The following is a 12423-nucleotide window of genomic DNA, read 5'->3' on the forward strand; positions in this document are numbered from 1 at the left end:
CTAACTTTTGGGGGGCAGTTCACATCTGGCGGGGATTGGCTTATTCTTCAGCCTCCGGTTCAAATATATTGTAAAGCGGCACGCGCCAGAAACCTGCATCGCGGTACCATTTCAAAGAAGTGAAAAACCGCATCATCAACATATCATAACCCGGTTGCAAAAGCTGAGATACCTTCGGGGGCACATAGGTACTCAAACCGCTAAACGCGCCATCCTTTATCGGGATTTCCGGCATCGCGGTATAATCGTTTACCGTACTGTAATCACCATGATCTTTATAAACCACCGCCTCGTCCAAAATATTCCTGATTTTCGGGACGTAAGGACTCGAAAGCCCTACACTGTCCACCCATTCTCCATAATCATATAATGGAAAGCCCGTCTCGAACATCTGTAAACCGTCACGGTCCACCTTCATCAAATGATACTGCACTGCCTCATCCTGAAACAAAGAATCCATATACAAGGCCAAGGCATCCATCTGCGAAAGATCTGAAACACTGATGGATACGAAATCATCCCACTCCACATCGTTATTCTGGAAATGTTTCATATAAGCCTGGGCAGCACGTGCCAACCCGGCCGCATCCATCTTCAGCAGATAGGGTAAAGCCTTGTCATAAGGGAATCCCTCTGCCGGAATGGAGTTGGGAGCCGCAAGGAAATAATGCGCCCGGTCTTTCAGCTCATACACCGTCTCCATATTGGCCATCAAACAAGCGTCGAACATGACCATATCCATATACGGACACCCCTCAAGAGCCTCACGTATATCCGTAATATTCATGCTGTAGCCATTTTCTTCATCTCCGAAAGCACGCTTTCTTACCGTATCCGGCGTATAAAGGCTGCCGTTGGCATGAGAAGAGAACGCAACGCCTTTTCGTTGGGCCGGATACAACGTAAAGACATCATTGATGACTTCCTTCATCACTTCCGGGTCCACCGAATACTGGTCGGGATAAGTCTTCACAGTCGTCTGCTGCACTTTTCCGCTATTGTCTTTCCCTATCAGGTATAATGTCGGCACCGAACTGATGTCGGCATACACCAACACATTGGCATTGATGTCGGATTTACCGTATCCGATTTTCATATCACTGATGTTGGCATTCAAATACTGTTTCAAATCGTTCTGCCCTACCATATATAAAAGGTATGTGGCTTCTTTGGGTTGGTCCGCGTCAGGCCCTCCCTTGTCCGTATCGTCCTCGCAGGCTGCGCACACACACACCATCATTAACGCTCCAATATACCCTTTTATCCTAAGCTTCATAGCTATACGTTTTTTTCATCTATTTCGCAAAGGTACTAAAAATGGAATACAATCCAAATCTTTTAAGCAAAAAAAGTGACACGGCAAACTGACGAAAAAACAAAAGGAAGACGGAAAATCAATCTCAGCCGAACGATTTCTCATTCTCCTGAGATTGACCCAAGGCTTTTTTCACTCTGCAGAAACAAGCGGCCAGCCCTCTTCATCCCATGTCATTTCCCGAAAAAATAATTTACTGGCTCCATCATCCGAACGGCTGTAACCATGGGCCATGAAATAATCTTTTCCATCGAAATGATAAGCCGCACTATGCCCGATGGCCACAAATTCATCACTGTAGTCTACGACCAGGCTTCCTCCGCCTCGCGTCAGTTCCCTTCCGTCTTTATCCACATAAGGGCCGGTCACCCGGGCGGAACGGCCCACCACAACCTTGTAATCGCTCTTCAGCCCCCGGCAACAGAAATCATAGGACACAAACAAATAATAATAACCGCCATGCTTAAAGATGAACGGGGCCTCGACGGAATTTACGGGATGCGAAGGTATGTCGGAAGCCCCCTCGAACTGGCGTGTGCATATTGTGTACAATTTTTCCGGTTTCAAAGTAGAAGTCAAATCCTCGGTCAACCGTACCAATTGGATACCTCCCCAAAAGGATCCGAATGCCATCCAAGGGTCTCCCTTTTCGTCTACGACGATGTTCGGGTCGATGGCATTAAAGTTGTCATGGGAATGCGACACGATAACCGCGCCGGTATCCGTCCACGGTTCGTCAGATGCCGGACTCAAAGTACTGCGATAGGCATGGCCAATGGCAGAAGTGTTCTTTCCGAAAGCGGAACAAGAATAAAAGAGATGATAATTCCCCTTATAATAAATGATATCCGGTGCCCACGTATGCCCTTTATACTCTGGGATACTGTCCATTGCCCACTGCGGGGGAGCCGGAAAAACACCGTGCCGGATTGTCCATTCGGATAAGTCTTTCGACGAGAAAGACGAAACGTTGTGTCCTGTAGAATAAAGATAATATGTATCTCCTTCTTTCGCCATGACAGGGTCATGTACCAACGGTTCGCGCACTACGCGCCCTTTACGGGCACCCTCTCCTTGTTGGGCATAACCGCCCATCAACGCAGAAAAGCCCAACATGCCTATAAACAATGTTCTTTTCATGAAATAAGATTAATGATTTCGATAACTATTTTAATATCCGCTCAAAAGTTGGAAGACGGCTTGTGTATAATCCGCTACTTTCTGTACCTTATGAATTTTCTTGCGGCATTTACGGTCACCTTCGGGATATATATATTCCCAAAAAGCTTTCATCTTCGTCAGCAGTTGCTTCTCGCCCCCTTCGAGTGTCTGGACATAATGGTCCAGCAAATCCGCATGCAACGCCCGCAAGGACGACATGCGCCGCTCCATGCTCCACGCCGCGCCCTCATGGTATTCGATAGCTACCCAAGGGGCTGCCAACAACCCACGTCCCATCATGACGCCTTCCAAAAAGGGCATTCCCCGCTGTAATTCACTAAGAAACTCTACCGTCGTGACATCGCCGTTATAAACTACCGGATGACGGCATTCACGGGCAAAACGAAGAAAAGCCTCACGGTCGCATACCCCCTTATATTGCTGCCGCCCTGTTCTTGCATGCACCACCACCCGGGACAAACGAGTCTCATTCAACACAGGAAGAAGCTCCATGCACTCTGCCGCATTCTCATATCCCAAACGCATTTTTACGGAAAAAGAGATGTCCGGATAGCGTTCCACGACCTGTAACAATCCTCTCACCCGTTCAGGTTCAGGCAGGAGACCGCACCCCTTTCCCTTTTTCACCAACATGGGAAAAGCGCACCCCATATTTAAATCCACCTCCTGATACCCATAGGAGACTACCTGATCCAGAATCAGCTCTGCCTCTTCGGCCGAAGCCGCTATGATTTGAGGAACAAGATGCCCCACTTTGTTTGCATCCGGATGCAAATCACGTACATCCTTTCTTCTCAGGCCACCGTGCTCCCAACGGATGAAAGGTGTGTAATACACATCCACTCCACCGAAGTGTTTCTCAAAAGCATTGCGGTAAGGAGCCTCCGTAAGCCCCTGCAAAGGAGCCATATATATCTTTAATCTTTCCATATCTATTTTTCCGGTTTCTTTATATCCCGTATAATACGTTCCATTTCATCGAATTCCGCTCCCTTGTTCTGATTCAGGTAAACTTGATACAACAAAGGCGCCCAACGGGAAGCCTTGTCCGGAGACAACCGACGCACCTGTTCCAAAGGCTCCTCTGCCAATGCGTAATACGTCATCATTTCCTTTCTGTATTTCCGATATGCGACACTTTTCAACTCTGATTTTTTCATCGCATCGGAAGAAGCCTTGGCCATATTGCAATAAGCCAGCCCCTTAAAATAATTGGCCTCAATATTCATGCTGTCCAAAGTCAGAACCACATCACAATTAGCTATACAATTCTTATAGTCATCTTTACGCATGTACACCAATGCCTTTGCATACCAGAACAAAGCATTCTTCGGGTCGTATTGTATCATCCGGTCTGCAAACAACAACGCTTCGTCGTATTTCCCCTTACGGTTCAGAAACTCCTGCAAACTGGTGAAAAAATATGTATGGTCAGGGAAGTTCACAATCCCCCTTTTCAATTCCTTCACCCAAGCTGCAGTATCATTCAAAGCCAAGTGCGACCTACAAAGATACTCCTGCACATACTGTTGGTTCTTGGAGTAACGCAAAGCCGTCGGAGCATAACGTATCACGCCGTCGTAGGCCCCGATATGGTATCCCGTGGCTATAATCCAATAGGCCACACGAGAATACATCGTATCCGTCTGATTCAAGAAGTCACTCTTCAATGCCGGATATTCGGCCGAAGACAAATATAAATCCAAGAACCGGAATGCTTCCGTATAATTCTTCTTTCTCGAATAGAAGCGTCCGCCATTCAATAAATTGGCACGATGTTCCAACAGCCTCTTACGAACAGACGAACGGAACTTGAAACGCCCTTTGTACTCTGAAGACAACTCTACGGAATCACATTTCTCGAAATATTTATAGGCATTGTAGATACTATTATAATAAAGCACCGTATCGTACGCACGTTTCAAATAGATTTTTTCATTTTCAATGTCATTCAACCTGCACTGCACCAATGCCGCCGTATAATAAAGTTCTGCACGCTTCACCACTTTTTTCTCGCCGGACAGCGCATCCATCAGGCTCTTCTCTGCGGCATCCAACCGCTCCCTTACCTTCTTGGCCTCATCTCCGTTCTCCTCGTATCTGGCGTTCTTAATGGTTTTACGCGCTTCACGAACCACATTGGCACCGTCCGACGTCTGACAACAAACCCCGAACATACAAACCGTTGCCCAAAAACTCAATCTACTCATCCTATATAAAACAAAAGGGTGATGCCCACACTTTCATTGAACACCACCCCAATTCTTTCTTACTTTGTCATTATCTCCTACCGATTACTTGAGATAAGTATCCATCTCTGCTTCTTTAGCCTTCTCCCCGGTAATGTAATACACCGTCTTCAGACGCGAAGCCCACCTTTGCGGATTGTCAGGCTCAAGTTCCTTGACTTTCAGGAAGAACGGTTCTGCTTTCTTATACCAATCTTTCACTTGCGCGATTTTAGCATCGTATTCAGCTTTCTTCAGATTTTTAGTTTTACCGATTGCTTCATTGATGCCATATCCTGTATTACAGCAACATACACCGGCATTGTAATAAGCATCCGTAAAAGTAGGATCTATCTCCGTACTCTTCTCAAAGAACGGAAGGGCTTCCTCGAATTTCTCCTGACCAAACAATACTACACCTTTTGAATAATTGGCAATCTTGTTGTTTGGGTCGGCAGCCAAAAGACTGTTGGCAAACTCCAACGAAGCCGCATCATTCTTCTTTTCGGTGTAATAAGCCAACAAATTCTGGGCTATCACTTCATCTGCTGCTGCATACTTCTTCGAAGCGTCAATCCATTGGGCCGTATCACCCTTTTCCAGAAGTGTCATCAAATGTAACTGCTTTACCGTCTTGGCTTCCTTGTCATACTTCAATGCCTCTTCCAAATGAGTAGCGACCTTATCGAAATCCTTACCCTGGTAAGCTGCCAGACAGGCATAATAAGCTACCTGATTTTTGTCAAACACACTATCGTTCAACACCTTCGGTTCATCAGCCACCAGTTTATGATTCTGCGGATAAGTCAACCATGCATCGTATGCTTTATAAGCTCCCGCAAAATTCTGATTTTGGAAGTCAAACTGACCGACGTACATCAAGAAAGTACGGAACTTCATCAAGTTGCCTTTGTTCTTTTCCGCATATTCCTTTTTCTCGTCATACTCGTTGCATTTTTCGTATGCGTCCAGACAAGCATACAGGTTTTTAGCAAACTTTGCCGTATCCAAAGGCTGGTGAGCAGCCGCTTTGTTCAGTTCATCTGCAAAAAGCCTTTGGTACAAATCTCCCTGAACATCCCAAGCCAAAGCCATGTCTTTGGTTTCTCCGCTGTTCAAAGCTTCGGTCAACAACGTCTGGGCTTCCTCTATTTGATTGTTGTTAATCAATCCCTGAGCTTTTTTCACCAGTCTGTTCTGCGCGAAAGCACCGGTTGAAGCAACCAGCAATGCAATTGATAATACGTATTTATTCATAACTTTATAAATTAAAAGTTTTAAACTCATTCATTCGTTTCAGTCTCTTCGTCACGGGACTCTGAAACCGATGCATCAGAACTGCCTTCCAACTCATCCATTACCGGAGCCACACCGTCACTCAACATTTCCGTCTCTTCTTCTTCGTCCTCCGTCTGTACCTTGCATACGCTACTGATTTGGTCATTGCGCTTCTCAAGATTAATCAAACGGACACCTTGCGTGGCACGTCCCATAATACGGACATCAGCCACTTTCAAACGTATCGTTATACCGCTCTTGTTAATAATCATCAGGTCGTTCTCGTCCGTCACGACTTTGATAGCCACCAACTTACCGGTTTTCTCCGTGATGTTCAGTGTCTTCACACCCTTCGCCCCCCGGTTCGTCACACGATAATCCTCTATGTCCGAACGTTTGCCATAGCCTTGCTCGCTGACCACCATAATGGTTTCCGTCTGCGGGTCGTTCACACATACCATGCCTACCACTTCGTCGCTACCGTCCTCGTCGATAGTCATACCTCTCACACCAGTAGCCGTACGTCCCATGGCACGCACTTTGCTTTCGTGGAAACGAATGGCACGACCGTTCCGGTTGGCGATGATGATTTCATTCTCGCCATTGGTCAGGCGCACACCGATGACACGGTCGTCTTCACGAATCGTAATGGCATTGACACCATTCGCACGCGGACGGGAATACTCCTGCAAACAGGTTTTCTTGATGATACCGTTCTTCGTGCAGAACACCACATAATGCGAACGGCAAAATTCCGCATCGTTCAGGTTCTTGATACGCAAACAAACATTGATAGCGTCATCCGGGTCTATATTCAACATATTTTGGATGGCACGTCCCTTAGAGTTCTTGGCACCTTCCGGTATTTCATATACTTTCATCCAGAAACAGCGCCCTTTCTGCGTGAAGAAGAGCATCGTGTTGTGCATCGTGGCAGGATAGATGTATTCCACGAAGTCCGTATCACGCGTGCTCGTTCCCTTGCTGCCCACGCCGCCACGGGCCTGTGCCCGGAACTCAGCCAAAGGCGTACGCTTGATGTATCCCATGTGGCTGATGGTAATGACCATCTCGTCGTCAGCATAAAAATCTTCAGGATTGAATTCTTCGCTCGAATATACGATTTCCGAACGCCGCTCGTCACCGAACTGTTCTTTGACCTCAATCAATTCATCCTTGATTACTTTCATGCAAAGGTCTTCATCACTCAGTATCTGTTTGAAATATTCGATTTGTTTCAACAGTTCATCGTATTCGTTGCGCAACTGTTCCTGCATCAAGTTGGTCAACTGACGCAGACGCATCTCCACGATGGCCTTGGCCTGCACCTCGTCCAACTCGAAACGGCTCATCAAACCTTCGATGGCGGCCTGCGGATTCTGGGCGCTGCGGATAATATGCACGACCTCGTCGATGTTGTCACTCGCAATAATCAAACCTTGCAAAATATGGGCACGTTCTTCCGCCTTGCGCAAATCATACTGCGTCCGACGGATGACCACATCATGACGATGGTTCACAAAGTTAGAGATACAATCCTTCAGGGACAACAAACGCGGACGCCCTTTCACCAAAGCGATGCAATTCACGCTGAAGCTCGTCTGCAACGGGGTCATCTTGAACAATTTGTTCAACACGACATTTGCGTTGGCGTCGCGTTTCACGTCCACCACGATACGCATGCCTTCACGGTCGGATTCGTCATTGGCATTGCTGATGCCTTCAATCTTCTTTTCGTTTACCAAATCGGCAATCTGTTTGATCAGCTCCGCTTTGTTTACCCCGTAAGGAATCTCCGTAATGACAATCTTGTCATGATTCTCTCCCGGCTCTATCTCAGCCCGTGCGCGCATGACCACACGTCCGCGTCCCGTCTCGTAGGCTTCGCGCACGCCCTGCATGCCGTAAATAAAGCCCCCGGTAGGGAAATCAGGAGCCTTGACATGCTCCATCAGCCCGTCGATGTCGATGTCGCGGTTGTCTATATAAGCCACACAGGCATCAATGACTTCTCCTAAATTATGCGTGGGGATGTTAGTGGCCATTCCCACTGCGATACCACTGGCACCGTTTACCAACAAGTTCGGTATTTTTGTCGGCATAACCGTGGGTTCCCTCAACGTGTCGTCGAAGTTGTTCATCATGTCCACGGTTTCCTTTTCCAAGTCATCCATCATCGCTTCGCCCATCAACTGCAGGCGAGCCTCTGTATAACGCATGGCAGCAGCACTATCCCCATCGACGGAACCGAAGTTTCCCTGACCGTCCACCAACGTATAACGCATGCTCCATTCTTGTGCCATACGCACTAATGCGCCATAAACGGAAGAATCTCCATGCGGATGATACTTACCCAACACTTCTCCTACAATACGGGCGCATTTCTTATATGGTTTGTCGTGCGTGTTACCCAATTCCCTCATTCCATAGAGAATGCGGCGATGCACAGGTTTAAATCCGTCGCGCACATCAGGCAAAGCACGGGATACGATTACGGACATTGAATAGTCGATATACGATTTACGCATCTCGGTTTCAATGTTCACCTTTATTATTCTGTCTTGGTCTAACATTATTTATATCTGTTACTATTATAAATACCACTTGCCAAAAAGCATGTAAAATTACTACTTTTTGAGAGAATACGAAAGAAAACAGCCAAAAATTAATGGTTTACCCAGAAAAGACAAAGCCAGAAAAAGCAAAGAAAAAGTAAAAAGGCCGCAGGCATACTGAACACCCACGGCCTCTCATCCCAGCCACGCCGGCCTATTTCTCAAACACCAAATCTTCAGAAACGAAGCATTCTGCCATGCCTTCTTCCCGAACTATCCGTATTTCGCTGAAACTGATTGTCCCGTCCGACGGAGCATAAGTCATCACAGCCTGATAGGTATTGCCGTCACGACCGCCGACAAACTCCACCGTAGCCTTGTTTCCTTCTCCCTTCCACGAGATGATGGAACATTCGTCGACTTGCAGCGACGCACCGCTACCGTAGCCCACATACACCGTGCCGTAGCATTTGATGCCGTTGCTCAAGGCATCCATCCCGTCTACCGACTTGCCGGGGAAGTCCAAGATAAGCTTGCCCTCCAGGTTCGTGCCGCCCAATGTCCAGACACCTTTAAAAGGCGTAGATATCGTCGCGGGCCTGGGCGGAAGAGGCACGTTGCGGAACTCCACGAAGCTGTCGTGGTAACCGTTGTCGAACGTGGTGAGCCTCAACTGGCACAGGCTCATCTTCGTGCCTTGTCCCGGCACGTCGAAAAGGGCGTAAACGCACTTCACCGGCACGCCGGGTTCGAAATCGAAATCCCCGTTGCCCAACGAGGTCACGGCATTGCCCACGATGCTACGGCCGGCATATTCCGCCCCGTCCGCACCGAACGCTTTCATCTTGTCGAACGAATAGACGCGCACGGTCTTATCACCTTTGTTCGTAATGACAAAATCCAACCCGCAGAAATCTTCCTGCCACGTCACGCCCTTGTAGTCTACTGCAAACCCTTTCAGGTTGTTGGACACGGTCGTCCCGCCGGGAGCCACCGTCCCCGCCGCGTCTCCTTCCGCCGTGCCTGCTTCTGCGCCTGTGCCCAAAACCTTGTCCACTTTCTTTTCTACCTGTTCCAAGGCCTTCCCCAACTTCTTAAAGAATTGCGCCTCGGCAGGCTCCGGAAAGCATGCGAGCACCACGGCCAAAGCCGATATGAAAACCTTACTTTTCATCGCTGTCCGATTCTGATTTTGATTACCTGTCCGGCCCCACATGATCCACCAACCATCTGCCGTCCTGTTGTTCGAGCAATACTTTCATGTCATACTTCGAAGGATTGCTAGAATACTTCATAAGCTTGCCCGCGCTGCCCATGTCGCTCACTTGGGAACAAGTGTAACTTGTAGACAGCAACCGTTCACGCATCTCCCTGATGCCCCTGTCGTCCTTCATTTGTGCCTCGATTGCCATGTCTTCATTCAGACGGCCTTTGCATCTTTCCGTCGCGTATGGCAGCAATTTCTCACGCTCGTTGGTCCTGAAACATTCCACGGCAAAGTCCGCCAATTTCTGCGGGTCGTCCGTCAAGTCCGTTTCTTGCTTTTCCACTACGTTTTCCACCAACACGGAATCCTTCGCCCCAGCATCATTTCCGGGGTTGTTTTTTGATGGCCCGCAAGCCAACACGGGCAGTCCCAAAAGGCAATACGCCCACACTCTTAAATCTCTCATGTTTTTTTATTTTCAACGCCTATAAGCTTCCGAATTCAGCTTGTTTTTATCAAATTTCCTTATTTATATGGGAAAGGCTTGAAGCTTGTTGCCATGCGCCCTGCCGGTCAGGACGCTGCAAAAGCCGTCCCTATGTCCGGCGTTTTCCCAGTTCTGCCGGACTTTGCAAATATAGCTTTTTTCACTATCTATAACCTTTTGAAGCATTGTAATTTAGGTAAAAAAGTATTATCTTCATTTCTTTTAAACGCAAACCGGATTTCACCCGAAACGTAACATGAAGACGGGAACTGCCATTTTGCAATTTGTCAATCCACCCCTTGCAGGATGGCCGAATTTGGACGTACGGACAGGTGTGGGCCGGAAAAAACGATTCTCGCGCATTCCACAGAAACTTTTTTGTCAGCCACAAAGCCTCTTCCGGTTACTTTTTGCACGACAAAAAAGCAGACCTTGCGCACAGGCACACCACGCATGTAAGCCGCAAACAGCACTTTCCACACGCCGTGTCATCCGGATTTTGACCACGCACGACCACCAAATAGAAGAAAAAAAGGCGTTTTTCCCTCTTCCGCACACCACTTGCAGCCCGATTCCGCACCGCCTTGCGGACATTTACGAAAAGCTTTGCGGAGAAAAAAAATGTTTCTTGCAGAGAACGGAAAAAAGTTTGGCTTAGAGCGATTCTTAATTTTGCTTCAAAAAGGCAAAAAGCAAGGCCATAATGCTAATAAAAGTAAAAACACCAAAGAAAAAAATGGCTGCAACGGACTTTTCCGTTTCTCATTCGCATCCCCATACGGTCCGGAATGCTTACTTTTTGCCACATCAATCCCCATTTCACCTTTCAAACTTCCAAAATAGAAAAAAGCTACGGACAGGAAAACGGAAAAGCCCCGGTCAAAAACATCCTCCCGTTGGCCGTTTGAAAAGAAAAGCATAACTTTGCGGCATTCAAACCGTCATATAAATGAAACAATTTCTGGACAAAGTAAAAGGCCACCCCGACATCAAAGAAGGTACGGCCTACATGATACTGTTCTCCATCGGCTTTTGCCATTTGCTGAACGACATGATACAGTCGGTCATCCCGGCCATGTACCCGCTGCTGAAGGACAACTTCGGCTTCACGTTCGCCCAAATCGGGATTATCACGCTCGTCTTCCAACTGACCTCCTCCGTGCTGCAACCCTTTGTGGGTCGTTATGCCGACAGCCACCCGCAACCCTACTCCTTATCCGCCGGAATGTGCTTCACGCTAGCAGGATTGCTCTTGTTGGCCGTGGCTTCCGGTTTCGCGGCCATCCTGTTGGCCGTGGCCGTCATCGGATGCGGCTCCTCGGTGTTCCACCCCGAAGCCTCGCACGTGGCACAGACGGCTTCAGGAGGCAGGAAAAGCCTGGCGCAATCCATATTCCAAGTGGGCGGGAACGGCGGAAGCGCCATCGGGCCGCTGCTTGCCGCACTCATCCTCATCCCCTACGGCCAGCACGCCGTGGGATGGTTCGCCGCAGCCGCACTGCTCGCCGCCACGCTGCTCGTAAGGATAGGATACTGGTACAGCCTGAAGCTAAGCCGGATGCGCTCGTCCGCCCGCACAAGCCTTACCACATCCTGCAACCTGCCGGGAACCACCGTGCGCAAGGCATTGTCCATCCTGGTCGTCATGATTTTCTCGAAATACTTCTTCATCTCGTGCATGACCAGTTACTTCACGTTCTTCCTCATCGAGAAATTCGGCATCACGGTACAGGAATCGCAGTTCTGCCTGTTCGCCTTCCTTGCCGCGTTGGCCGTCGGCACGCTGTTGGGCGGCTTCCTCGGCGACCGCTACGGGCGGAAGTATGTCATACTTTTCTCCATCCTCGGCGCGGCTCCTTTCACGCTCGCACTGCCATACCTCAACCTGTACTGGACCATCGCCATGGCCATCATCGTAGGTCTGGTCATCGCTTCGGCCTTCTCTGCCATACTGGTGTACGCCACCGACCTGAAACCGGACAAAGTCGGCATGATTTCAGGCCTCTTCTTCGGGCTGATGTTCGGTCTGGGCGGCATCGGTTCCGCATTCTTCGGTTGGCTAGCCGACCGTACGAGCATCGAATTCATCTTCAGGACCAGTACGCTCCTGCCCCTATTGGGCATCATCGCCACGTTCCTGCCCAACATACGACCCGCAAACCACAAATAAA

The 12423-nt window shown here is 48.5% G+C and carries 9 protein-coding genes; 1 reads left to right on the plus strand and 8 read right to left on the minus strand.

Annotated elements, in window-relative coordinates; genetic code table 11:
- Window positions 1–40: 40 nt before the first annotated feature.
- From HMPREF9442_RS02565 to HMPREF9442_RS02600, 8 genes are all read right to left on the minus strand, one after another.
- A complete protein-coding gene (locus HMPREF9442_RS02565) occupies window positions 41–1276 on the minus strand; it encodes a clostripain-related cysteine peptidase (RefSeq protein ID WP_008625022.1) in 1236 nt (411 codons plus the stop codon).
- A 171-nt stretch (window positions 1277–1447) separates the two neighbouring features.
- A complete protein-coding gene (locus tag HMPREF9442_RS02570; protein WP_008625032.1) occupies window positions 1448–2455 on the minus strand; it encodes a family 43 glycosylhydrolase in 1008 nt (335 codons plus the stop codon).
- A gap of 30 nt (window positions 2456–2485) precedes the next feature.
- Entirely contained in the window at window positions 2486–3427 is a 942-nt protein-coding gene (locus HMPREF9442_RS02575; protein WP_008625033.1) for a tRNA-dihydrouridine synthase family protein, read from the minus strand.
- 2 nt (window positions 3428–3429) lie between these two features.
- Window positions 3430–4707: a tetratricopeptide repeat protein gene (locus HMPREF9442_RS02580; RefSeq protein WP_253270994.1), complete on the minus strand. Its 1278-nt coding sequence runs from the start codon at window positions 4705–4707 to the stop codon at window positions 3430–3432.
- A gap of 84 nt (window positions 4708–4791) precedes the next feature.
- Window positions 4792–5982: a tetratricopeptide repeat protein gene (locus tag HMPREF9442_RS02585; RefSeq protein WP_232038300.1), complete on the minus strand. Its 1191-nt coding sequence runs from the start codon at window positions 5980–5982 to the stop codon at window positions 4792–4794.
- A gap of 26 nt (window positions 5983–6008) precedes the next feature.
- Entirely contained in the window at window positions 6009–8576 is a 2568-nt protein-coding gene (gene gyrA, locus HMPREF9442_RS02590; RefSeq protein WP_008625036.1) for a DNA gyrase subunit A, read from the minus strand.
- Between the two features lie 196 nt (window positions 8577–8772).
- Complete coding sequence (locus tag HMPREF9442_RS02595; protein ID WP_040602524.1) at window positions 8773–9732, minus strand: hypothetical protein; 960 nt, start codon at window positions 9730–9732, stop codon at window positions 8773–8775.
- Window positions 9733–9754: 22 nt separating this feature from the next.
- Window positions 9755–10231 carry a hypothetical protein gene (locus tag HMPREF9442_RS02600; RefSeq protein WP_008625039.1) on the minus strand — a complete coding sequence of 159 codons (477 nt, stop codon included), beginning with the start codon at window positions 10229–10231 and terminating at the stop codon, window positions 9755–9757.
- 970 nt (window positions 10232–11201) lie between these two features.
- Here HMPREF9442_RS02600 and HMPREF9442_RS02615 point away from each other — a divergent pair.
- Window positions 11202–12422 (plus strand): MFS transporter, encoded by a 1221-nt coding sequence (locus HMPREF9442_RS02615; protein WP_008625046.1) that lies wholly within the window; start codon window positions 11202–11204, stop codon window positions 12420–12422.
- Window position 12423 lies beyond the last annotated feature (1 nt).

This window comes from Paraprevotella xylaniphila YIT 11841, from assembly GCF_000205165.1.
GTDB classification, from domain to species: domain Bacteria; phylum Bacteroidota; class Bacteroidia; order Bacteroidales; family Bacteroidaceae; genus Paraprevotella; species Paraprevotella xylaniphila.

Excerpts from the sequence above, each read along its gene's own strand:
- HMPREF9442_RS02585 (WP_232038300.1), bottom strand. The coding sequence starts at position 5,982 with ATGAATAAATACGTATTATCAATTGCATTGCTGGTTGCTTCAACCGGT.
- HMPREF9442_RS02580 (WP_253270994.1), bottom strand. The coding sequence starts at position 4,707 with ATGAGTAGATTGAGTTTTTGGGCAACGGTTTGTATGTTCGGGGTTTGT.
- HMPREF9442_RS02615 (WP_008625046.1), top strand. The coding sequence starts at position 11,202 with ATGAAACAATTTCTGGACAAAGTAAAAGGCCACCCCGACATCAAAGAA.
- HMPREF9442_RS02595 (WP_040602524.1), bottom strand. The coding sequence starts at position 9,732 with ATGAAAAGTAAGGTTTTCATATCGGCTTTGGCCGTGGTGCTCGCATGC.
- HMPREF9442_RS02565 (WP_008625022.1), bottom strand. The coding sequence starts at position 1,276 with ATGAAGCTTAGGATAAAAGGGTATATTGGAGCGTTAATGATGGTGTGT.
- HMPREF9442_RS02600 (WP_008625039.1), bottom strand. The coding sequence starts at position 10,231 with ATGAGAGATTTAAGAGTGTGGGCGTATTGCCTTTTGGGACTGCCCGTG.
- HMPREF9442_RS02575 (WP_008625033.1), bottom strand. The coding sequence starts at position 3,427 with ATGGAAAGATTAAAGATATATATGGCTCCTTTGCAGGGGCTTACGGAG.
- HMPREF9442_RS02570 (WP_008625032.1), bottom strand. The coding sequence starts at position 2,455 with ATGAAAAGAACATTGTTTATAGGCATGTTGGGCTTTTCTGCGTTGATG.
- gyrA (WP_008625036.1), bottom strand. The coding sequence starts at position 8,576 with ATGTTAGACCAAGACAGAATAATAAAGGTGAACATTGAAACCGAGATG.